Source organism: Paraburkholderia phytofirmans OLGA172 (assembly GCF_001634365.1).
Classification (GTDB): domain Bacteria; phylum Pseudomonadota; class Gammaproteobacteria; order Burkholderiales; family Burkholderiaceae; genus Paraburkholderia.
This window is the reverse complement of the sequence record NZ_CP014578.1, coordinates 1,771,839-1,791,933: the sequence shown is the minus strand read 5'-3', so window position 1 is coordinate 1,791,933 and position 20,095 is coordinate 1,771,839. Positions and strand designations below refer to the sequence as shown.

Here is a 20,095-nt window from a genome sequence, read left to right as displayed (position 1 = left end):
GGGCGTCGGCCTGAACGGGCAGAAACGCACCTCACTACCTGCCGCATCTGCAACCAAAGAAGGCGTTCACATGCAAGAGTTTGAGCGTATCAAGGTCCTGTTCGTTGCCGGATTTGGACCAATCGTCCGCGATAAAATCGCGGGCCGGAACTTGTACGGGGAGACATTCAATATCTCATTCAAGGAGGAGTCAGGCGGTTATCTGCATACTGAGGCTCTGAAAGGAGTTCAGAGTTTTGCCTTATGGCCGCTCGAGCAGGCGGCGCAGTCCTGCTTTGGCAAAGATTCCTGGCCGGACGACACGCCCGTTCCCCAGGCATGGCTCGAATTTGATGTCGAGGATGTCGAAGGAGCAACTGCGGAACTGGAATCGCGAGGCTATCGAATTCTCGTCAAGAACAAGAAAGAGCCGTGGGGGCAGACGGTCACACGATTTCTTTCTCCGGAAGGATTGCTGGTTGGCCTGACAATTACTCCGTCGATGCGGCACCCGTGAGTGTAACGGGCCGGTGGTTTGCTAGCCGCTGGCCGCGCTTGCAGCTTTGGAGAGCCAGAGCAAGAACATCCGGATTTGAACGATAGGCTCTCAACAACGAACGCTCAGAATAGTCGGCACGTCACGTTCTTCGAAATACATGCGGTCAAGCGGGAGTGTTATCCCGAAAGTTGAAGTTGGCTGCCGGCCTCTTGCGCCCCAGAATTCAACGCGTCCAAAGTGGTTCACAACGATTACCTCACTCGCGCCGCCCTCCAGATAGCTTGCTATGCGGCGGTCGATGTCCTGCGCCCTGTCGCTATCGAGAAGCACTTCAACGCAGAGGTCGGGCACAAACGGCACTGGGCCGTCGCGGTCGAAGCTTTCCCACTTATCACACGGCATCCACACGACGTCCGGGACCCTGATGCCAAATGACCGTGTCGAAATGGCCACCGACATTGCCGCGCCATGGCCCATGTATTCGGTCAGGTGACAGTAGACATCTGTGAGCACTATCTGGCGCCTGGCAGACGGGGAAGGATTCAGAACAGCCTCGCCGAGTTCGTCCAGTTCATACCGGTAACGCTCGACAAATTCTGTATTCGGAGTGACGCGACACCAAGCGGCGAGCAGTTCGTCATGGTCCAGAAGAGCAGGCGTAGCCATAGTCATCTCGCGAGGAAGTGACTTAAGCGTAAACCCTCCCCGGGCGATTTGACAATTATTTTATTATTGTGCGACGCACAAATTCAACCGCATTAGTCAGGCACCGGCATACGATTTTCCGCATTGACAGCATCGTTCGGTGCGCTTCATGCCATATATTGCGGGCAATAGAGGTCCGATATTCACCTGATTTGTGAGATTTGTTGTGCAGTGCAGGAACGGAAGCGGGATGCAGGCATCGCCCTGCCGGAAGAAACAAACCGGCAAGTCGAGAACGGAGAAATCGCGGCGTCGCGTTCGACGGATAGCGTCGGATACTCTGCAGGAAAAGCCGCTAGTGTTGCGTGCTGTCTCGCGAGGACTGAAACAAAGCGGCGATGTTCATCTCTTCGTCCAGTTCCGGCCAGTACAACTGCTGGCGGTCCAAAGAGATTGCAAAATGCGCGCGCTCCGCTGTTGTAGCTGCCCGCAGGACAGGGAACCGGTCCAGTGGAAACTGGACCGCCCGACCGTCAGCCAGGTCGAGAAACAGGCGTTGGTTGTCGAAATGCACACTTACCACCCTGCAGTCCATGGCCGTCTCCTGAATGAGAGCAACTTAAAGATAGGCCGCGGCAGAGCAGCGTTCAAGAAAGAATGACAGAAAGAAGGCCCGCGCCAGCGTTGGAATGGAAGTGATACGTTTCCTTCATTTTCAACGCGATGTCGCCGGTCAGCGGTTTGCCTGGTTTGACAGCTGAAGTTACGGCAAGGGACTCCGACGGGATACTTCATCGCGTGGGCGCATGAGCCGACGCGCTTGAGCCGCGCTCCTTCACGAGAGTACGAATCTCCTTAATCAGTCGGGCTATGGGCGTGGGTTTCGGCAAAAGGACATCCCACAGCGGCTCCACCGGAGGAGGCGGCGACGCCGCTGACAGCATGACGACTGGAATCTCGGCTGTCGCCGCGTCGTCCTTGAGTCGTCGGCACAGTCCAACACCATCCATGCGCGGCATCATCCAGTCGGTCACGATGAGATTCGGACTCTCCACGACAGTTGCAGACAGCGCGGCTTGCCCATCTGGCGCGGTGAGCACGCGGTATCCTTCCCGCTCAAGCAGTAGTCTAAGCGGATGCAGAATATTCGGGTCGTCATCTACAAGCAGTATCGTCGCCAATCCAGGGAACCCTGTTCGCCCGAGAGGGCAACCAGTAGTACCGCAATTGGCGTTCCTGCCCCGGCTTTGTCACTGACGCAGGCAGCGTCGGCCTTACCGCCATGACTCTTAAGTTGCGGGGGCTGCAATTCATCCGGCACGGCAATTCCTTCCGTGCATCCTTCATACAAATTACACCCTGGAGCGCATATGACCGGACCGGATGCGTCACCCGCAGCGGACCGCGCACGGCGCGCGGGCACTTTTTAATCACAACGGCTTTAGACGAACGCCCCCATCGCGCGCCTGACTTCGCGGCGGAAAACGACGCGTTGCACCGCCTGGCGCAGGCGAAGGCCAACGCCGAGGCCCGGGCGGTACGGAGGTTACCGTGCGCTTGCCGATTGTCTGCGAAGGTTGGGACGAGCCCACCGCGGCCACGATGCTCAGGGTGGCACCGGTTCGTATCCTTCTGGTGGACGACAACGCGACACCACGGAGGCGCTGGCCACATTGCTGGAACTGGAAGGTCACGGTTAGTCGACAAGCATCAACGACACCTCGCTCTCCAGCAGCGCACGAAGTTCGTTCGAATCGGGTCGTGTTCCCCAGTTGCGGGCACCGGCGACCGACGCGATGGCCATCCACGAATTTGGCGGAAGCCATTCGCGCACGACAACGCCCTGTTGAAGAATGCGCAGGCAGCCGGTGTCCTCGGAGTAGTCGGCGCACATCTCCGTGTCAGCCAACTGCGCTGTGATTCGGGGGCTACGGATTCGCAGCATTGGTTTCTCCAGTGTCTCTATCAGTTAATGTATTGCGCGCCAGCATCTGGCACCACCGCGCGCGATTCAAGGCACGATGGAGCGAGCAGTCCGGTATCGCACCTGCCGCGTTAGCAATTTTTGGTTTTTAATTTAGCTTAACTATCTATGCTGTCCTATGAAAGGAATCGCAGATAGCGCGGTCACACAGCACTTACGCAAGCGCGTATTGTCAAGCGTCCGGTCTCGGGCGGGAACACGCGCCACGCACCGTCATCGTGCTGGAAGAAAAAAAGTGTAGCCGGACCTTCCGGTCGCCATGCTTCTATGCGCACATACCGGTTCCGATTGGAGCCTGTTCGACCGAACCGGATTACCCGAATCGGTGATGCCGGAGTTGGGGTCAGCCACTTTTCAACCAGCACACGCAAGGACCTTTCTGCGCTCATCCGCTTCTCCTTCGACCTCGTTCCCGTTGATTCGGCCGTGCCATGTTGCGCTCGCAACGATGCAGATTTCGGCCATAAGGAGTCTGGTCATTTCGCGCGATGAATACTGGACGCAATCCAATCAACAGCGGTGGCTACCGCCGCAGCTTTGCCTGCGAATTTCTTACCCGGCATACTAGACTCGGGAGTAAGTATGTGACGTTCAGGCCAACAAATCACCTGTTGCCGTTGCAAAACATCGTTCCCTGACTGGCAACAATTCGGATTTGACGCCCGATCGTTAAACGGCTTCAAATCCCTGCAGGAAAACCAGAAGGTGAGCTTCGAAGTGAAGCAAGGCCCGAAGGGCAAGCAGGTCCAGCGCTACGCCGGAGTAAATACCACAGCACCGCGGTCGGCGATGTGCGTAAAACTCCGGATAAACCGGTATGTCTGGTCACTGATCGCAATCCGGTTTGAGCCGGCCGCCGTCAACTCAAGTATCCCATCAACGAGCGCCGCACCGATTGTCCCGTGCCCAGCCAAATCGATCAGGCATCGGCGGCATCAATCTGGCTCGACCACGCCGCACCGCTGACAATTGCTTACAAAGGTCACGTTTCCAACGTGCACGGAGATGACGGCGCGAGCGTTATATGCGTCAGCGTGCACAGGGAGATTTCATTTCTCCGATTGGACGTTCCCGAACATAACGCGTCGAGACTGAAATCTCGATAACAGACTCAACATCAACACAATCGACGGGTATTACAAGATGAAAACTACTAGCAAGTTCGTGTTCACTATTGCAATGTCAGCACTCGCAGGCATCGGAACGGCAAACGCAGCCGGTTGCCTCAAGGGCGCGGTCGTGGGCGGGGTTGCCGGGCACTATGCTGGACATCACGCGGTCGCAGGGGCGGTTGGCGGCTGTATCGTCGGACATCACCTGGCCAAAAAGCACGCCGAGGAACAGGCCGCGCAGAAACAGGCGGCACGCGCGGAGTAATGCTGGGGAACAGAGTTGCTCGCCGCAGTGTTTAAGCCTTTCTTAATTGTTACCTCCTATCGTCGTCGCACACACGTCAAAGGTCCCCTGCTTCGCCGCCAGCGTATCGGCGGCGTCTTTTGCCAGCGGGCATCGCGTCGGTGGCGGGACTGAGAGTTATTGAACGAGATTGAAATCAACATGCCCGGTAAATCACGAAATCGCAAACACACCCGGCCGGCAATGTCACCATTACTGCGTGCGCTGACCTATAGCCGCGCCGCGCACGAGCCGGTTACCCGGGCGATGCTTTTGCAGTGCTACACGGCTCTCGATGCATTCCGCCGCGGCCAAGGGTCGCGAGACCTGTTTGCGACCTTGAGCCGGCATTTACTTGCTGCCGAGGAGCTGTGTCGTCTCGGGCTCGCGTCGGACCAACTTGCTAACATTGAAAGCGCACATGCGGCCATGGTCCACGTCAAAAGCGCGAAACATCACGATGGCAGCTGGATGCTCAGGGACAGCGAGTATTCCCTCCTTTGCGCAGCGTTCGCAATTCTGGATGCTCAACTGTCCATAGCCGCTCTTGACGAGATTGCGAGGGCGGAAGCAAGGGTAGTCGAGGGACTGATTCGAGCAGAACAGAAACAGGCTATTGCCGAAGCATCGATGTAACGGCCATACGACAAGGAGCCGTCCTCCCTTCCAGTTGACCGAGCGATCTCGGCGGCTCAGGAAGCCGTGCTCGTGTACGACGTCATCCCGGTACGCCCGTTCTCCGACGAACCAGGAACCTGCAATCCACAGCGCCGTTGTCAGAAGTGAGTCAATTAGTTTGGTCTGATTCGCCGCTGATAGTGACGATTGGGACGACGCCGTCGCGTCCTCGTGGCGTAATCGTATGCGGGAGCTCGGCTTGTCCTGGTCGCTGCTTCTATGGTTCACGATAGCCCGTCTGTCTGTCCAAGGCACAAGTTTTGCCGAGGGCGGCTCTCTATCAATCAATGCCGTCTTTACCCACTGCAACAGTCGCGGCATTCGTCGCTGCAGGATTTTTCGTTGTGTGCAAAAATCGCCGCGCGCGGCTTACCGCCCATAACAATGACAGTAGGCCGACTTCATATTGGTGACGAGGAGTAGACACTTGATTCAGCGAATTTCCGCCTTCTTTACTCAGGTGGTGCACCGGTTTTTGCCGGACCCCCTGATTTTTGCCATCCTCTTAACCATCGTGACCTTCGCGCTCGCGCTTGGTTTGACGCCGAAGGCACCTGCGGACCTCGTGATGCTATGGGGTTCTGGCTTCTGGAATCTGCTCGCGTTCTCGATGCAGATGGCGATGATTCTTGTGACCGGCCACGCATTGGCGAGCTCAGGCCCGGTCAAGCGGATGCTGGTCGCCCTGGCGAGCTCCGCGCGTACACCGGGCCAAGGCGTGATGCTGGTGGCGTTTGTGGGCGGAGTCGCCTGCGCCATTAACTGGGGCTTCGGTCTGGTCCTTGGTGCGATGCTTGCGCGTGAGGTCGCGAGACGTGTTCCGGGAACGGACTACCGCCTCCTCGTCGCGAGCGCCTACATGGGGTTCCTGACGTGGCACGGCGGCCTGTCTGGCTCTGTGCCGCTCGTGGCCGCGACCAAGGGCAATCCAATGGAGAAGACAGTAGGTCTGATTCCGGTATCGCACACCATATTCACCGGCTACAACGCATTTATCACCATTGGCCTCATCATTCTGTTGCCGATTCTGGCGAGACTCATGATGCCGAAGCCGGAGGATGTCGTCACGGTGGACCCAGCGCTTTTGCAGGACCCGCCAAGCGTTGAACGCAAACTTCCTCCTAACGCAACGTTCGCCGAGAGAATGGAAGAAAGCCGGATTCTGGCGCTCCTGGTGGCGGCGTTGTGCGCCGTGTTTCTGGTAATCCGATTCGTCAAGAAAGGCTTCGTACTTGATATCGATACCGTGAACCTCGTGTTCCTCGCAGCAGGTATCGTGCTTCACAAGACGCCGATGGCATACGCGCGCGCTGTGGCCGGCGCAGCGAAAGGTGCTTCTGCCATCATGATTCAGTTCCCGTTCTACGCTGGCATTCAGGCCCTTATGGACCATTCGGGGCTGGCTGGCGTAATTACGAAGTGGTTCGTCGACATCGCGAACGTCCACACATTTCCGCTTCTGGCGTTCCTGAGTTCGGCGCTTATCAATTTCGCGGTGCCGTCTGGCGGCGGTCATTGGGTGGTGCAGGGACCGTTCGTTATGCCGGCGGCGCAAGCGCTCGGCGCGGACCTCGGCAAGTCCGCGATGGCAATTGCCTACGGCGAAGCGTGGACGAATATGGCGCAGCCGTTCTGGGCACTGCCTGCACTTGCTATCGCCGGTTTGGGCGTTCGAGACATCATGGGCTACTGCGTGACGGCGCTTCTGTTTTCAGGCGTGATTTTTGTGGCTGGTATGTACCTGTTCTGAGAAGGTCGGCGCTCCGCCTCAAACCAGGTGGGGCGCCTGGGGAGGCATGTTGCAAAGCTTCATGTCCTTCCGTATGAACTACATCAGGCCGTTGCTGCTCCGCTGTCCCCGACGATTGATGCTGGCAAATCGTCATCCCTCAGAAACAATGTGTCGTACCGGAAAAATGTGTGATTCAGACGAATCTCCGTTGCGCTCTTCCCCCAGCAAATCTCCGTTTCTTCCGCCAGGTTCTGAAATTTAACGAAGGTCGATAAAGATTCCCAACGCGACTTACGAACTTGCCGAAAACATTCTTGTAAATGAAGTAGAGGCTGCGCATACCGTTTTTCTATCAGTTGCTTGGGTGTCAGCTCACCCTCTAACTTCGAACTCAAAGACTTGACAGAAATCGCGCGCCTTTTCACCCGGCCCTCAGCCTCGTGAATTCAGGTCCGCCCCTGGGGCGAATGGCGAGATCGATACGTCGACCGCGACTGCGCCGGTGCAGGCGTTCGTACTGACCAATGCGGGCCTGATGGCCGGTGTTTCGCTGGAGGGCACCAAGATCACACAGCTTCGAATCTGACCACAGATAGTTCGATGCAGAATATTACGATGGCGCAGGTCGAAAGGGCGAGCGGAGACGATGACCGGTCGCGATGCGCTCGATTAACGGACACGTTCGCATCCGCTGCCCGCGGCACGACTTTTGCGTCTGCTACTACACAAGCCCTTGCCGACAGAAGGTGAAAACCATGATTCAACGAACGACCACGCTTGTTTCCGCGGGACTGCTCGCCGCGATCTTTACCACAGGTGCGCTGGCTCAAGGGGCGCCTCAATCCATTACGGAAAAGCGGACTGATGTCGTCCAGCTCTCCGCTGGATACCGGGCCTCCAGGCTCGAAGGCGCAACCGTCTATAACCGCGACAAGGAAAAGATCGGCACGGTGGACGACCTCGTCGTCGCGCCGAACGACAGCAGCGCCTATGCGATCCTGTCAGTGGGCGGATTTCTGGGGATGGGCAAGCATCTGGTGGCGGTGCCGTTCCGCGATCTGCAGATCGACCGCCGGCAGCTCATCCTGCCGGACGCGACGAAGAAGTCCGTGGAGGCGTTGCCCGAATTCAGGTATGCGCCTGAGTAGGCGCGGGGCTCGCGTCACCAATACGGTCGCGCCGCAGCCATGAGCGTCGACACCCTGCACCGCGCGCGCAGCATTGCACGGCATCCGGGCGTTTTCCTGCTGCAGACGTTGAAGGCCTTTCGCGCCAACCAGGGCATGCTGCTGGCTGGGGCGGTAGCCTACTACGCTCTCCTTTCGATTGTTCCGCTTCTGATCCTGATTGTTATTGCGCTGTCGCACGTGGTGGACCCGCGCCTTCTGCTCGCCACGCTTGCGCGTTTGCTGCGCTGGCTGGTGCCGGGCCAGGCCGACCCGCTCGTCCGTGAACTTGCCAATTTTCTCGCGCACCGCGCGGTGATTGGCTGGGTGCTGCTCGTGACGATGTTCTTCTTCAGCTCGCTTGCCTTCACCGTGCTGGAGAACGCGATGTCGGTGATCTTCGTGCATCGGGTGGCGATCCGCCGGCGTCATTTCATGCTGTCGGCGCTGCTGCCGTATTGCTATATCCTCTTTCTCGGCGTCGGCCTGCTGATCGTCACATTCGTCTCCACCGGCTTGCAGGCGGTCGGCGCGCAAGGTGTCGAGCTGTTCGGTCGCCATGTTTCGCTGCAGGGATTTTCGCGCGCGCTGCTATATCTGCTCGGCGTGGCCGGCGAAATCTTCGTGCTGACCTCGATTTACCTTGTAATGCCAGTTGGCCGTCCCGTGCTGCGGCACGCATTGTTCGGTGGCGTGACAGCGGCCCTGCTGTGGGAAATCACGCGCCATGTGCTGGTCTGGTATTTCGCCACGCTGTCACAGGTCAGTGTGGTTTACGGCTCGTTGACAACTGCCATCGTGATCCTCTTCAGTCTCGAGTGGCTCGCCACACTCTTGCTGTTTGGCGCCCAGGTGATCTCCCAGTATGAATGTTCCGGCACCGATGCCGGGCCGCCACCCGAACCGGGCCTCGCCACCCATTGAATTGCGTCAGAGCGGCGCGCTCCACGCACGCTCAACGCAATCCTCTTCGCAGCGGTCATGCTCCTTGTCATCACGTTTCGCACCTCACGTCCGCGTATGGTCCGCGTATGGCATCGCGGCTGGCTTGACGATGCTGACCACCACGATCCAGATGATCGCGCTGTCCCCCACCCTCTGGCACTGGTCGAAGCTGGCGGTGGCCGCGGCCAGCGTGCCGCTCCTGATCGTCGACGGAATGCTGATCGCGGCGAATCTGCGGAAGATTCCCCGCGGCGGCTGGTTTCCCGTGACCGTCGGCAATGCGTTCGTCCACTTTGCTTACATGCCGGAGCCGCCACCTACGCCGCGTACTATCAGAGGCGTTACTCTTCGGGCACGGCCCGGTCTGCCGCAATGATCTTGCGGCCATACTCCACTGCCGCCTCGCGCGCTTCGGCCGGCGTCGCGTAAGGTCCGATCTGCGGCGCGCCGTCGAACGGGAACAGAATCTTCCGGTCAGACTTCCTGATCACGCTGAGGCCGCCCATATATCGACCGTCACCAGTGCCATGGTAGCTCGCGTAGATATCGAAGTCGCCGTCGGAAACATCCGCCTTATGTCGCATCATCGCTGATTCGTCGTCCATGTTCTTGAGCCGCTGCAACCGGCACGCGCAGCGCACCGGGTTGCTTCAAGTGCAAGCGTCAACGACTCGAGGAGGCCATGATCTGGCAGCGCAATCTCTATTCCCGAAGTCCGAAAACACTGAAGAATCGGTCTGGCATGTGCATTGCGCGTCCTCTGTCTGACTTGTCCGGCTCGCGGCAGGCGGCGAATCGGGCAAGGCTGCAGGTTTGCTCACGACCCTGCTGGTTTGCCTTGCTGCGTGTATCGCAATGGTTCAGGTAAACGTTTTTCTGCCGCAGACCGGCAATCCGGATAATTAGTTCGCAGTGCTAGATTTAATGCACGTGCTCTTGGCATCCTGACCGGCGTCGGTTTCATCGGTGCGGGTGCAATTGTGCGCAAGGACAGGGAGCGACGGGCAGACGTGTGTCTCGAAAGTTTCAGCTCCGCAGACTGCATGCAGCGCGAACCCTCAGCGCCGCACGCGGGCCCCGAGCGCTTACGGTCGCGAAGGATCCGTCTTTCGGATAATACTTATCTCGCCGTTGCGCTCGAGAATTGCACTTTTCACCCGGTCGAGGGCATCAGAGCCCAGTTCCTGGCGAACTGTCTCAAGGACATCGGTTCGGGTTATCAACGCTGCCAGCATCTCACGTTCGTTAAATCGGCCGTCACTGTAGACCTCTCGCTCAACTCCTACCACTAACGATTCCAGCGCCCGAGAGCGGATACACGCCCAGGCGAGTGCGCGATGGATCAGAACGATGACAAGCGACGCGACAAGGGTCGGGACGGCGGGCGACGCGCCAACAATAGCTCGGCTCAGTGTCGCACCGAGCAGAATGGCAACAACATAATCGAAAGGTGAGCGCTGCCCGAAGGAACGTCGCCCCGATATCCGGATGAAGACCAGAGCGGCAAAAAACGTAGCCGCCGCGCGCATCGCTATCTGTAATGAAGAAAGGTCCTTTCCCTCTCCGAAAAGTGCAATGAGCATTTGCATATCTGTCTCCTCCTGACCGACCCATTCCGGCGGATGATGGGCACGCCCGAACCCAATGGGCGCAGCAGGAAATTGCCGCCCCCCTGGAGTGGCACCCCGTAGCCTGCAGTTGTCTCAGGAACCGGCCTTGCCTATGTAGCCGGGCAACCCCTCCGCGACTGAACTCCTTGCCAACTTCAACGCCTGTCGTTCTAAGGAAGCAAATTCTTCGTCAGTTCCTGGACATGGAAGATAGGTGCGAAACAGGTCCGCCCACCGGAACTCTTCGAGGGGCACTGTCGTCTTTTCGTAGCCGCCAGCGTCCCGAACCGACGCCGCGAGGCTGCGATATTCGTCGTCGGCTAACGCCCAGACGTGGTCCGGCATGTCCGCGAAGTTTCTGCGTTGACCTTTGGCGTCGTACGGATAGGTCCAGCGCTGGTTTTCCATTGACAACCAGAACTCCCCGTAGGACAGCGACGACAGGTCCGCAACCAGCACTGCGGGCATCGTCTTTATCCCGGCATGCCACAAAGCGGTCGCGACGTGATGATGGTCAATCGCAAAAGCCGAACCGCCAGGACCCAATACAACAGGAACAGGCTTTTCCGCTATCGCCATCTCAAGGTCATGGCCGGAAAGCGATCGATAAAACTGGGTCTTCTGACGTATTTCGCGCAGACCGTGCGTCAGTTGGGTTGGGCGCAGGTTTTTGATGGTTGCAGTATTCAAAGCTCCTCCCTCCTCGGATGGGGCAATTCCTCAGCCCATCGTACGCGGCACGGGGCGATGCTACCCTCAGGCCACGGCTCACGGCTGGCAATGTCCAGCTTGAAGATGCGTTGCTGAACAGCGCGTGCGACCGCAAATCCGCCCGTGCCAAGCATACGAACGTCGATAGTTGCAACTCCTCGACGAAGTTTCGACATCAACCGGATGGCATCCCCGTGCATTCGACAAGTTCGCGAGTCTGGTCACCTGTTGTGCCGGTTCATACGCGCGACCGCCTGACATCGTCAAAGCTTACCTTTCAACTGCCACCCGAACCCGGATTGGCGGCCGAGGCCGGCGTGGCTGCGCTGGACTTCTTGTGCATCTTCTTGTGCGGAGTAGAACCAGCGGGTGCCATGCTATTCGACCCGGACGCGCCCGACACGGTATCGGTTGAACCACTTGCGTCCGGTTTGCTCATCCCCGTGCCGCCTTGCCCCCCGGCCGCCCCGCCGCCGCCCGCACCTTGTGCGTAGACGGACCCTGATATACCGACAAATAATGCTGAAATCAACATTCCTCTCGTCGCAACTCGCATGACATTCTCCCCAAACGCGAAGCGGTCGTTAGCACCGGAAGGTGTGAGCCCGCATTCTATTCGCCGCAATTCCCATGCCGAAGGTCGGACAAGGAACCCACGGTGAACGCGATACGCTGTCGTGCGGTCGCGGTCGAGCCGACCACGGGGCGCGATTTTGCGTGAGTTGCGCACAGGCGCCACCGTCATAAGCTCCAGTTTTTTCTCGCACATCCGCCACGTCGTCGAGCCGACGAGGCGTGCGCGAAAACACTAACGAGTCAGAGGGGCTTCTTCGGTGCGCTCGGCTTCCAAGGTCCACCGCGCGTTATCTCGCAGGTCCGGGTATGCGCCCTTCGTGGCATTGCTTTCATGCTAATCCTGCAGGACGGCTGGATCCGCACCTTGCGTCAGACTAACGAAATGGCACCGGCAGATGGATACGGAGAGCGCCCGCCGTTCGTATTCGCGTGTCAACGAATTGTCGAGCTGGGCCCAACTTTTGCGCACCAGTTGGCACGCTATCCCGATGCCTATTCTTTGCCTTGCAGAGAGGCGTGGTTCGCGGTTTTCACACACTGGCGTAATTTACCCGTGCGGCCCGGCCGCACTCACTCGAGGAGCAGACAATGGAAACGACGAAAGGAGAAGGAACGCTACGGGAAGTTGCCGGCGACGTACAGCAAGCCGCCGGGAACCTGCTGGACAATGCCGGAGCGCAGGTTAGCGGAACAGCGAAGGAACTGGGCGGCAAAGCGCAGCAACTCTATGCCGATTTTGCGGATGTCGTACGCGAGTCTACTGTGGAGCGACCGCTCGCGGCGCTGGCGATTGCGGCCGGCGCGGGCTTTATCCTCGGAGCGCTATACGCAGCGAATCGCTCGAGGCCCGATAACGTTCGGAGCGACTGGAGAGATCGGGAGTAAGGCTTATTCGCGTCTTGCCCTCAACGAGACCGAAGAGGTGCAGACGACAAGTCCCTGGCGCGCCGCCACGGCGTTTCCGCAACCAGCCAGCCCCGAAGAGTGCCGCAATGTCCATCCGTTCGAAAGTCACCAAGTGGCGAAACGTCGGCAGATTCTGCGTCGAACGAGCCACCGATTATGGTGAGCTAATCGGTGTCGAACTTGAGGAGACCCGGAAATGTCTGGTCCGCGAGTTAAGCGCACTCGTTGCCCTGGCCGTCGCTGGCCTTTTCACTCTTTCGTTTGTGTGCATTGCGATCATCGCGACGGCCTGGCGGACGCCCTATTTTCTTCCCGTGGTATGGGGCGTCGCCGCGATGTGGCTGATCGTGTCATTTATCTCCCTGCTCCTCGTTCGCGCTCAGAAACCCGGCCGCTCGCTTCATATTCTGCAAAGGGAGATCCGGAGCGACCTCGACACGTTGAAGGAGGCGCTCAAATGAGCCTTGCATCCACCGATCGGGAAGCCGAGACCGCCATACTGCTGCGCATGGCGGCATCACGTGCAGCATTGCTTGCGGCAAATAGCACGCCACCATCAGTTCCGGCCGTGCACGGGCGGACGCGGTCTCCCGCAGTTGACGTGATCGCTTCGCTGGCAGACGCACCACGCGTCACGCTGCTGGTTGCACTGTGTGTCGGCGCAATCGTCCTCGGACCTCGCCGGACAATCGGAATTGCCAGCCGATCGGGAATCACCGCATTTCTAGGCAGCACCGTCCGGAAAGCGATTCTCAGGTCTGTGTGACTTGCATCCGGGGACGGCGCGGTCAGGTCAGTTCAGACTTGTGCCGCTCTGACAGCGCTCCAAGACCAGTCTTTAGATATCGCTCTGCCGTGGACCGTCGACATCGCGCGCCGCTGACCAGTATGGATCGCGGTAGTAATACTGATGGACCGTAGTACCCCACGCTGCATCCGCCATAGACGTCCAGTGCAGGTTGACAGGCATGTTCGTTGCGGAAATCAGGTTGTCTCCGGATTACTTACATGTCTACTATCCTCCTCGTCGACGATGAAGTGGATTCGCTCTGGCTGCTCCAGATTATCCTGGAGGGACGCGGTTACCGCATACTCCTCGCGGAAGGCGGGGAGGCAGCCCTCGACAAGGCAGCGCGATACCTTCCCGATCTGATCGTCACAGACTGGAACATGCCAGGTATGGACGGAATCGCCTTGTGCGAACGGCTGAAGTTTTATCCCGCACTCGCCCAGATTCCCGTGGTCATGGCGTCCGGTCGCGTCCCGCCAAAAGAAAAATCCACGCTGTGGAATGTTTTTCTTTCCAAGCCCGTCGACGTGGATGCCCTGGAATCCGCCATCGACTCGCTGTTGGCGAAGCGTTTGTCCAGTCCTCAAACCCGCGTGAATGTGCCCGCGCCGGCATTTTCCCGGTGGCAACCAATATCCTCAAAACTTTGGGCGTAGTTAGCAGTATTTGCAGTTGTGACTGGCGGCGCAGCCCAGGGACGGGCTCGGGTTACCTTGAAAGCAAGGGACGCAGGCCTGCGTCCGACGGCTCGGGAACACCGCTTGCGCACAACTGGAGTACCTTTTTCGAAGGAGGTGAATCATGGGCTCAATCAACCCGCAAGGTGACACCCGCCGCGGAGCCGACATCGTCGGCGGTGGTATGGGCGAAGGACCAGGGCCGGACATCATGGCCGCAGCAACGCTCGATGGGGACAAGGTCATGTCCTCTGATGGCGAACACGTAGGGAAAATCTCTAACATCATGCTCGACGTCAGGAACGGACGCATCGCCTATGCAGTGCTTTCTGAGGGAGGTTTCCTCGGAATGGGTTCTAACCTGCATGCCATTCCATGGAGCGCACTGACTCTCGATACGGACGAGAAGTGCTTCGTCGTCGACATCACGGCACAGCGCCTCAAGGACGATCCGGGCTTTGACAAGGACCACTGGCCGACGATGGCAGATGCGAAGTGGGGAGAGTCGACGTATAGCTACTACAATCGGCAGCCGTACTGGTCAGCGACCCGTGAAGTGGTGGAAAGCGACCCCAGCATCAGGCCGAGCGAGCACTGAAAAACACAACGGGTAAACCGCGCCGGCCGGGCAGCTAGTCTGACGCTCTCGAGCCTACGCCACCGCGACCCATTGCGGTGGCGTAGGCGCTTGGTTCGAGAGAATGCTTTAGAGTGGCCGCGCCCGACCCCGGCTGAAAAGTCGCAGGACAGCGAGCAGGATAACCGCGCCAATCAGCGCCGTAACAAGCGAGCCGACTATGCCGCTTCCCAGGTGCAGACCCAGCGCCCCGCCAAGCCAACCTCCTATGAAGGCTCCGACAATTCCCACGATGATGTCGACCACAATGCCGAAGCCGCCGCCGTCGACGATACGACCCGCCAAGGCGCCAGCGATGCCTCCGATAATCAGCCAGAAAATAATTCCATGCGAGACCGGGTCCATGTTTTTTCTCCTATAGAGCTAAAGCCGCGTTAGCGGCGAGCAAGCATTCCGATGATGAGTCCGCCGATAAGTGCCATCGTGACCGCTTTCCACGGCGCCTCATGAACGTAATCGTCGGTCGATTCAGAGACGACCCGGTACTTCGTCTTGACCACCTCCTGTGCACTGCCAATCTTGTCCTTCAGGTCGGACAGCGTCCGCGCACTGGTTGTTCGGCCTCCGTCGCTGCCGCTGGACTTCTGTGTAGAGCCGTTGCCCTGTTGAGATGACCCGGCGGAACTGGGTGGGTCGGACGCGACGGGCGACGACCCGGCTGCCAGAGCGGTGGGTTGATGCGACTCGGTCATTTGAACCTCCCTATTTCGTTTGAATGGTCCAAGGGTTGAGCAAGTGGCGTGCCCCACAGAGAAATTGCACGCGAGAGATCGACGCACCTATCCCCGCAGAGCATCCGCGCCCCGGTACGAACTGCATCGCCGAAAGCAGTCTTTACAAAGCCCACCGAGCCGTTTCCTCCGCCGACGCGGCCGTTTCTGAAATGGCCGTCGCTGTCAGGAACTAATACCAACTCGCGAAGGAGGTATCAACGCATCGGCTACAGGCAATCACTAGCGCGATAGATTCGAGATCGATGTGGAAGTCGGAATGCTTCATGGCAATCGGCGGAATGAAGTTGCGCGGCTATTGTGACAGCGGCAGTCCGGGCTGCGGCTCCTTTCCAGCTTCCGGATGATGCTTATCTCACCGTTGCGTTCAAGAGTCGCGCTTTGCACCCTGTCCAGTGCATCAGTTCCCAGTTCTTCCCGGACTGTCTCGAGGACGTCGGTTCGCGAAACAAGCGCGGAACGCGACGCGCCGTATGCCTGGCGCGCACAGTCTTGGAGACCCGTCGGGTCCTCGTCGAGGTCGTCATCGTCAGTTGCTAATTAGTCGACGATTCGATCCGGTTCAATGTCGGCGTCGTCGACCGGCCTCGGATCGCCGTCGGCCGCAGCCCGCTCGCCTGTGCCTGAATGGTCCGTGTCACTGTTCCGCGTGCTGCTCATGACGCTCTCCTTCGTTTGCCCGGTGCCCACGGCGAGCAATCGCAAGGACTGGTCCGCCCGCGCATCCCGCAGCGCACTGTACACGCGCCGGGCACCGCGATTGCTTCCAGCGAGACATCGGCGCAACCCGCGCCTCCCGCTTGAAACTTCTACCTGCAACGATGGCTGCCACGACCGACCCGACCCAGCGCCGCACTGACGACATCGCCCAGCAAGCTGCCCCTGCCGCGATGCCGCCCGGTCTGCGGCATTCGGACGACACCACGCCCGGCTACACGCGCAGGCGTGAAAAAGATGGCTTTGTATACTTCGACGTGAGCGGCAAACGCATCGACGACGCAAGCGAAATTGATCGCATCAACGCATTGGCAATTCCACCGGCGTACGAGGACGTATGGATCTGCCCCGACGCCCGCGGTCATTTGCAGGCAACCGGCCGTGACGCGCGCGGCCGCAAGCAATACCGCTATCACGCGCGCTGGCGCGAGACACGTGACGCCAACAAATACGAGCGCATGGCCGCGTTCGGCCGCGCGCTGCCGAAGATCCGCAGGCGCGTCGCATGCGACCTGAAGTTACCGGGCATGCCGTGCGACAAGGTCATCGCCGCAATCGTGCAGCTGCTCGACACGACGCTGATCCGCGTCGGCAGTGTCGAATACGCGCGCGATAACCAGTCGTACGGGCTGACGACGCTGCGCAAGAAGCATGTGAAGATCGAAGCAGGCCAATTGCGCCTGAAGTTCCGCGGCAAGAGCGGCATCGAGCACGATGTCACGGTGGACCATCCACGAGTCAGGCGCATCGTGCGGCGCTGCGCCGACTTGCCGGGGCACGCTCTGTTCCAGTATCTCGACGAAGACGGCACGCGCCGCACCGTCGGCTCAGCGGACATCAACGACTACCTGCGCCGCGCAAGCGATGCGGATTTCACCGCGAAGGATTACCGCACATGGGCGGGCAGCGTCTATGCACTAGCCGCGCTGCGGTGGCTGAAATACAGCAGCGCGGCGGAAGCACGCCGGCATATTGTCGCAACCGTCAAGGCCGTAGCAACACTGTTGCGCAATACGCCCGCTGTATGCCGACGCTGCTACATTCACCCGGCCGTGATCAGCGCGTTCGAAGCTGACGAATTGCACGACTTGCCGCCCGCCCAGGCGCTTCGCGGTCTGAAAGTGGATGAAGCGGCGTTTGCTGCACTGCTCGTGCAACTCGAGAAGCATGCCGCGAAGCTCGCGCGTCAAGCGGGCACCCGGGGCCGCAAGCCGCGCGACTCGGCGGTGACTGGCGGCGTCGAAGGCTCGCTGCCAACGTTGCTGAAGAAGTCGCGCGCGGTGCGCCAGGCAACCATTGCGAAACCCGCTGCCAGCGCCGGCTCGCTAACATCTCGCCGCGTGGCCACGGCACCCAGCGCCGCCAGCCGGTTTCGCTCGGCGGACGCTGCCAGCCGATCTTCAGGTCGCCGGTGATGTGGAACTGTCGGCCGATCGCCTGCGTGACCTTGTCGTCGATCCACGGCCGCGCGCGGTTCCAGTCGAACGTCAGGAAAAAGACGACGAGTGCCGCAATCAGTACCGCCAGCACGGCAACAAACCATGCAGCAATTTTTCCGATCCCCTGCCTTGCCGCTACCTGATTGCCATCCCATCGGAGCCGTGCCCTTTGTCTGAGGCCGCAATGGCGTCGAGCAGCACCGAAGGGTCCGCGGGCTTCACGAGATAATGATCAATACCTGCCTCTTGCGCCCGTCGGATGTGCTCTTCCTGCCCATAGCCGCTGAGCGCGATGATCAGACATGACTTGGCCTGGTCCTGCCGCAAGCGGCAGGCGACCTCGTAGCCACTCATGCCCGGCAGACCAATATCGAGCACGACCACGTCCGGGCGCATCTCGTTTGCTGCGCGCAAGGCGGATTCACCATCGCCGGCGCATCTAACGATGTATCCATGTATGGTCAACAGCGCTTCGAGGCTTTCCGCGGAAGCCGCGATATCTTCGACGATCAATACTCTCATTGCCTGCTTTCTGTTCAGATGCACGACTGGGGCGCGCGCAGCGCCGCGGCGCTCGGCCATGGCGCCCGGCAGACGGATCGCAAATTCGGTTCCTTTGCCAAGCCCATCACTGCGGCACTCGACGGATCCGCCGTGCAGTTCGGTGAGGTGGCGCACCAGCGTCAAGCCTATACCCAGCCCTCCTTGAGGCCGGTGCAACGATGTGTCGGCCTGCGCGAAAAGCTCAAAAATATGCGGCATGAAGCCGGGATCGATGCCCTCCCCATCGTCCGCGACGGTGATCGACGCGGTGCTGTCTGAAAACCGGGTGGAAAGCGAAATATGCCCACCTTGCGGAGTAAACTTGGATGCATTGTTCAGAAGGTTGGATACGATCTGCGCGAGTCGCACAACGTCGCCGTTGACCACCGTGTCGACCGCTCCCTCGTCGCAGGTGAGATTTTGCGCACGCCGGATCAGATGGGGCCGGCTGGTTTCCACCGCGCGACCGATTACCACGGACAACGGCACAGGCTCCTTTCGCAAGGTGACCGCTCCCCGGGCAATACGCGAGATGTCCAGCAGGTCTTCGACGATCCGCACCATATGCTCGACCTGAGTTGTGACGATCTCACCCGCCCAGCGCAACACCTCGGCATCTCCTGGCTTGGCACTACGCATTACCGCGGCCGCATTGGCAATCGGCGCAAGCGGATTGCGCAACTCGTGGGCGAGCATTGCCAGGAATTCGTTTTTGCGCCGATCGCCCTCGCGGATTTCCGAGAACAGCAACGCATTTTCCAGCGCGATAGCCGCACGGCTGACGAATTCCCTGCTGAGCGTAATCTGCTCGTCCGAAATGTCCGTCGCGCAGGAGCAAAGCAGGATCACGCCCTTCTGGTTGTCCGTGAGCAATGGGAACGCGCTAACGCGCTGGATGCGTAAGCTCGATGCATGGCTTGCTGCTTTCTCCGTGAGAAAGCCGTCCACAGGGGGGCTGTCATCCTCTGCTCTTTCATGCAGTAAGTGGCGGACAAAGCGACTCACTAACGGAAACGCCACCGCAAGGGTATTCGACTCGAACGCTGCAAGATCCGGGACATCCGATCTATCCCGTGTGGCCGATCGGGAGGTGATTTCCGTCGGTGATTCGCCAGTGCCCATGACGGCAACAAAGGCGATCTCCGCCAGCTCAGTCGAAGCAAGCTCGACGATGCGCTGCAACGTGGTGCCGATTTCAAGCGAACGGGTCAGCACGTGGCTTGCATTCGCGAGAAAGTCGGCACGTTGCCGCGCGTGCTCAGCCACCGTCCTGCCGGCCTCAGCCAGCAGGAACGCCTCCCGTTCCGCGGCCCGGGTGAGAAGCTCAAGGTTCATGCGGTGCATTTCCACGAAGACCCGGACCTTCGAGCGCAGAATCTCGGGTATGACCGGCGAGGAAATGTAGTCCACGGCGCCGAGCGAATATCCGCGCTTCATCTCCGCGTCATCGACATAGGCGGTTACGAAAATAATCGGCGTACTGGCGGTTCGACGGTATGAGCGCAACAGCGACGCGGTTTCGAACCCGTCCATGCCCGGCATGTTCACGTCGAGCAGAATCACGGCGAACGTTTGCTCGAGCACCGCCTTCAGTGCTTCGCGCCCTGATGCGACAGTGATCACGTTCTCCTGAAGTTCCTCGAGAATCGTTCGCATCACCACGTGCTGCTCCCGCATATCGTCAACGACCAGAATATTGACGGGCTCCCGCGGGACAGGAGCAACGATATCCATG

The 20,095-nt window shown here is 59.4% G+C and carries 23 protein-coding genes and 3 pseudogenes; 14 read left to right on the top strand and 12 right to left on the bottom strand.

Features of this window, described 5'->3' with window-relative positions:
• Positions 1 to 70: 70 nt before the first annotated feature.
• Positions 71 to 496, top strand: coding sequence for a VOC family protein (locus AYM40_RS07700; protein WP_063495696.1), 426 nt, complete (start codon positions 71 to 73; stop codon positions 494 to 496).
• Between the two features lie 90 nt (positions 497 to 586).
• On the opposite strand, the gene AYM40_RS07695 is transcribed toward AYM40_RS07700, so the two are convergent.
• The 4 genes from AYM40_RS07695 to AYM40_RS07680 form a co-directional block, all read right to left on the bottom strand.
• Positions 587 to 1,144, bottom strand: coding sequence for a Uma2 family endonuclease (locus AYM40_RS07695; protein WP_063495695.1), 558 nt, complete (start codon positions 1,142 to 1,144; stop codon positions 587 to 589).
• A 334-nt stretch (positions 1,145 to 1,478) separates the two neighbouring features.
• On the bottom strand, positions 1,479 to 1,718 hold the full coding sequence (locus AYM40_RS07690) for a DUF2442 domain-containing protein (RefSeq protein WP_063495694.1): 240 nt from the start codon (positions 1,716 to 1,718) through the stop codon (positions 1,479 to 1,481).
• 196 nt (positions 1,719 to 1,914) lie between these two features.
• Positions 1,915 to 2,304 carry a response regulator gene (locus tag AYM40_RS07685; protein WP_063495693.1) on the bottom strand — a complete coding sequence of 130 codons (390 nt, stop codon included), beginning with the start codon at positions 2,302 to 2,304 and terminating at the stop codon, positions 1,915 to 1,917.
• 515 nt (positions 2,305 to 2,819) lie between these two features.
• Positions 2,820 to 3,068: a hypothetical protein gene (locus tag AYM40_RS07680; protein WP_063495692.1), complete on the bottom strand. Its 249-nt coding sequence runs from the start codon at positions 3,066 to 3,068 to the stop codon at positions 2,820 to 2,822.
• A gap of 711 nt (positions 3,069 to 3,779) precedes the next feature.
• On the opposite strand from AYM40_RS07680, the pseudogene AYM40_RS38245 reads away from it, so the two are divergent.
• The 7 genes and pseudogenes from AYM40_RS38245 to AYM40_RS43655 all read left to right on the top strand — a co-directional run.
• A pseudogene (locus AYM40_RS38245) lies at positions 3,780 to 3,851 on the top strand (cold-shock protein); the annotation flags it as partial.
• Positions 3,852 to 4,250: 399 nt separating this feature from the next.
• Positions 4,251 to 4,484: a hypothetical protein gene (locus AYM40_RS07675; protein WP_063495691.1), complete on the top strand. Its 234-nt coding sequence runs from the start codon at positions 4,251 to 4,253 to the stop codon at positions 4,482 to 4,484.
• A gap of 180 nt (positions 4,485 to 4,664) precedes the next feature.
• Positions 4,665 to 5,138, top strand: coding sequence for a hypothetical protein (locus AYM40_RS07670; RefSeq protein ID WP_063497900.1), 474 nt, complete (start codon positions 4,665 to 4,667; stop codon positions 5,136 to 5,138).
• Between the two features lie 469 nt (positions 5,139 to 5,607).
• Positions 5,608 to 6,930 carry a TIGR00366 family protein gene (locus tag AYM40_RS07665; protein WP_063495690.1) on the top strand — a complete coding sequence of 441 codons (1,323 nt, stop codon included), beginning with the start codon at positions 5,608 to 5,610 and terminating at the stop codon, positions 6,928 to 6,930.
• A 737-nt stretch (positions 6,931 to 7,667) separates the two neighbouring features.
• Positions 7,668 to 8,060, top strand: a complete 393-nt coding sequence (locus tag AYM40_RS07660; RefSeq protein WP_063495689.1) for a PRC-barrel domain-containing protein — start codon at positions 7,668 to 7,670, stop codon at positions 8,058 to 8,060.
• Positions 8,061 to 8,099: 39 nt separating this feature from the next.
• Positions 8,100 to 9,002, top strand: a complete 903-nt coding sequence (locus tag AYM40_RS07655) for a YihY/virulence factor BrkB family protein (protein ID WP_063495688.1) — start codon at positions 8,100 to 8,102, stop codon at positions 9,000 to 9,002.
• Entirely contained in the window at positions 8,944 to 9,399 is a 456-nt protein-coding gene (locus AYM40_RS43655) for a KUP/HAK/KT family potassium transporter (RefSeq protein WP_082854999.1), read from the top strand. Before AYM40_RS07655 ends, AYM40_RS43655 begins: the two co-directional genes overlap by 59 nt.
• On the opposite strand, the gene AYM40_RS07645 is transcribed toward AYM40_RS43655, so the two are convergent.
• The gene (locus AYM40_RS07645; RefSeq protein ID WP_063497899.1) at positions 9,365 to 9,610 is read right to left on the bottom strand and encodes a DUF6723 family protein; all 246 of its coding nucleotides are present in this window, start codon (positions 9,608 to 9,610) and stop codon (positions 9,365 to 9,367) included. The two genes, AYM40_RS43655 and AYM40_RS07645, sit on opposite strands and share 35 nt — an antisense overlap.
• A 190-nt stretch (positions 9,611 to 9,800) precedes the next feature.
• Here AYM40_RS07645 and AYM40_RS42295 point away from each other — a divergent pair.
• Positions 9,801 to 10,015: pseudogene (locus AYM40_RS42295) on the top strand (MgtC/SapB family protein); the annotation flags it as partial.
• A 93-nt stretch (positions 10,016 to 10,108) separates the two neighbouring features.
• Here the strand turns inward: AYM40_RS42295 and AYM40_RS07640 are convergent.
• The 3 genes from AYM40_RS07640 to AYM40_RS38230 form a co-directional block, all read right to left on the bottom strand.
• Complete coding sequence (locus tag AYM40_RS07640) at positions 10,109 to 10,612, bottom strand: DUF421 domain-containing protein (RefSeq protein WP_063495686.1); 504 nt, start codon at positions 10,610 to 10,612, stop codon at positions 10,109 to 10,111.
• 114 nt (positions 10,613 to 10,726) lie between these two features.
• Positions 10,727 to 11,323 (bottom strand): ParB-like protein, encoded by a 597-nt coding sequence (locus AYM40_RS07635; RefSeq protein WP_063495685.1) that lies wholly within the window; start codon positions 11,321 to 11,323, stop codon positions 10,727 to 10,729.
• 298 nt (positions 11,324 to 11,621) lie between these two features.
• A complete protein-coding gene (locus AYM40_RS38230; protein ID WP_335341185.1) occupies positions 11,622 to 11,879 on the bottom strand; it encodes a hypothetical protein in 258 nt (85 codons plus the stop codon).
• Between the two features lie 629 nt (positions 11,880 to 12,508).
• Between AYM40_RS38230 and AYM40_RS07625 the strand changes: the two genes are divergently transcribed.
• The 4 genes from AYM40_RS07625 (at position 12,509) to AYM40_RS07610 (ending at position 14,891) form a co-directional block, all read left to right on the top strand.
• Positions 12,509 to 12,805 carry a CsbD family protein gene (locus AYM40_RS07625; protein ID WP_063495683.1) on the top strand — a complete coding sequence of 99 codons (297 nt, stop codon included), beginning with the start codon at positions 12,509 to 12,511 and terminating at the stop codon, positions 12,803 to 12,805.
• 107 nt (positions 12,806 to 12,912) lie between these two features.
• Positions 12,913 to 13,287 carry a phage holin family protein gene (locus AYM40_RS07620; RefSeq protein WP_063495682.1) on the top strand — a complete coding sequence of 125 codons (375 nt, stop codon included), beginning with the start codon at positions 12,913 to 12,915 and terminating at the stop codon, positions 13,285 to 13,287.
• Positions 13,288 to 13,834: 547 nt separating this feature from the next.
• Positions 13,835 to 14,272 carry a response regulator gene (locus AYM40_RS07615; protein ID WP_063495681.1) on the top strand — a complete coding sequence of 146 codons (438 nt, stop codon included), beginning with the start codon at positions 13,835 to 13,837 and terminating at the stop codon, positions 14,270 to 14,272.
• A gap of 145 nt (positions 14,273 to 14,417) precedes the next feature.
• The gene (locus AYM40_RS07610) at positions 14,418 to 14,891 is read left to right on the top strand and encodes a PRC-barrel domain-containing protein (protein ID WP_063495680.1); all 474 of its coding nucleotides are present in this window, start codon (positions 14,418 to 14,420) and stop codon (positions 14,889 to 14,891) included.
• 108 nt (positions 14,892 to 14,999) lie between these two features.
• Here the strand turns inward: AYM40_RS07610 and AYM40_RS07605 are convergent, their stop codons facing one another.
• Positions 15,000 to 15,275: a GlsB/YeaQ/YmgE family stress response membrane protein gene (locus AYM40_RS07605; RefSeq protein ID WP_063495679.1), complete on the bottom strand. Its 276-nt coding sequence runs from the start codon at positions 15,273 to 15,275 to the stop codon at positions 15,000 to 15,002.
• 29 nt (positions 15,276 to 15,304) lie between these two features.
• On the bottom strand, positions 15,305 to 15,622 hold the full coding sequence (locus AYM40_RS07600) for a DUF883 family protein (protein WP_063495678.1): 318 nt from the start codon (positions 15,620 to 15,622) through the stop codon (positions 15,305 to 15,307).
• Positions 15,623 to 16,482: 860 nt separating this feature from the next.
• On the opposite strand from AYM40_RS07600, the gene AYM40_RS07585 reads away from it, so the two are divergent.
• The gene (locus AYM40_RS07585) at positions 16,483 to 17,793 is read left to right on the top strand and encodes a DNA topoisomerase IB (protein ID WP_063495675.1); all 1,311 of its coding nucleotides are present in this window, start codon (positions 16,483 to 16,485) and stop codon (positions 17,791 to 17,793) included.
• On the opposite strand, the pseudogene AYM40_RS38215 reads toward AYM40_RS07585, so the two are convergent.
• Together AYM40_RS38215 and AYM40_RS07580 are read right to left on the bottom strand one after the other, a co-directional pair.
• Positions 17,717 to 17,938 (bottom strand): annotated as a pseudogene (locus tag AYM40_RS38215) (AsmA family protein); the annotation flags it as partial. The gene AYM40_RS07585 and the pseudogene AYM40_RS38215 sit on opposite strands and share 77 nt — an antisense overlap.
• Before the next feature lie 14 nt (positions 17,939 to 17,952).
• On the bottom strand, positions 17,953 to 20,094 hold the full coding sequence (locus tag AYM40_RS07580; protein ID WP_063495674.1) for a response regulator: 2,142 nt from the start codon (positions 20,092 to 20,094) through the stop codon (positions 17,953 to 17,955).
• Position 20,095: the final 1 nt, after the last annotated feature.

Bases quoted from the DNA above. Each gene is read 5' to 3' on its own strand.
- AYM40_RS07645 (WP_063497899.1), bottom strand. From the start codon at position 9,610: ATGATGCGACATAAGGCGGATGTTTCCGACGGCGACTTCGATATCTAC.
- AYM40_RS07680 (WP_063495692.1), bottom strand. From the start codon at position 3,068: ATGCTGCGAATCCGTAGCCCCCGAATCACAGCGCAGTTGGCTGACACG.
- AYM40_RS07640 (WP_063495686.1), bottom strand. From the start codon at position 10,612: ATGCAAATGCTCATTGCACTTTTCGGAGAGGGAAAGGACCTTTCTTCA.
- AYM40_RS07585 (WP_063495675.1), top strand. From the start codon at position 16,483: ATGGCTGCCACGACCGACCCGACCCAGCGCCGCACTGACGACATCGCC.
- AYM40_RS07600 (WP_063495678.1), bottom strand. From the start codon at position 15,622: ATGACCGAGTCGCATCAACCCACCGCTCTGGCAGCCGGGTCGTCGCCC.
- AYM40_RS07675 (WP_063495691.1), top strand. From the start codon at position 4,251: ATGAAAACTACTAGCAAGTTCGTGTTCACTATTGCAATGTCAGCACTC.
- AYM40_RS07620 (WP_063495682.1), top strand. From the start codon at position 12,913: ATGTCCATCCGTTCGAAAGTCACCAAGTGGCGAAACGTCGGCAGATTC.
- AYM40_RS07610 (WP_063495680.1), top strand. From the start codon at position 14,418: ATGGGCTCAATCAACCCGCAAGGTGACACCCGCCGCGGAGCCGACATC.
- AYM40_RS07625 (WP_063495683.1), top strand. From the start codon at position 12,509: ATGGAAACGACGAAAGGAGAAGGAACGCTACGGGAAGTTGCCGGCGAC.
- AYM40_RS43655 (WP_082854999.1), top strand. From the start codon at position 8,944: ATGAATGTTCCGGCACCGATGCCGGGCCGCCACCCGAACCGGGCCTCG.
- AYM40_RS07660 (WP_063495689.1), top strand. From the start codon at position 7,668: ATGATTCAACGAACGACCACGCTTGTTTCCGCGGGACTGCTCGCCGCG.
- AYM40_RS07580 (WP_063495674.1), bottom strand. From the start codon at position 20,094: ATGGATATCGTTGCTCCTGTCCCGCGGGAGCCCGTCAATATTCTGGTC.
- AYM40_RS07700 (WP_063495696.1), top strand. From the start codon at position 71: ATGCAAGAGTTTGAGCGTATCAAGGTCCTGTTCGTTGCCGGATTTGGA.
- AYM40_RS07605 (WP_063495679.1), bottom strand. From the start codon at position 15,275: ATGGACCCGGTCTCGCATGGAATTATTTTCTGGCTGATTATCGGAGGC.
- AYM40_RS07670 (WP_063497900.1), top strand. From the start codon at position 4,665: ATGCCCGGTAAATCACGAAATCGCAAACACACCCGGCCGGCAATGTCA.
- AYM40_RS07695 (WP_063495695.1), bottom strand. From the start codon at position 1,144: ATGGCTACGCCTGCTCTTCTGGACCATGACGAACTGCTCGCCGCTTGG.
- AYM40_RS38230 (WP_335341185.1), bottom strand. From the start codon at position 11,879: ATGTTGATTTCAGCATTATTTGTCGGTATATCAGGGTCCGTCTACGCA.
- AYM40_RS07615 (WP_063495681.1), top strand. From the start codon at position 13,835: ATGTCTACTATCCTCCTCGTCGACGATGAAGTGGATTCGCTCTGGCTG.
- AYM40_RS07690 (WP_063495694.1), bottom strand. From the start codon at position 1,718: ATGGACTGCAGGGTGGTAAGTGTGCATTTCGACAACCAACGCCTGTTT.
- AYM40_RS07655 (WP_063495688.1), top strand. From the start codon at position 8,100: ATGAGCGTCGACACCCTGCACCGCGCGCGCAGCATTGCACGGCATCCG.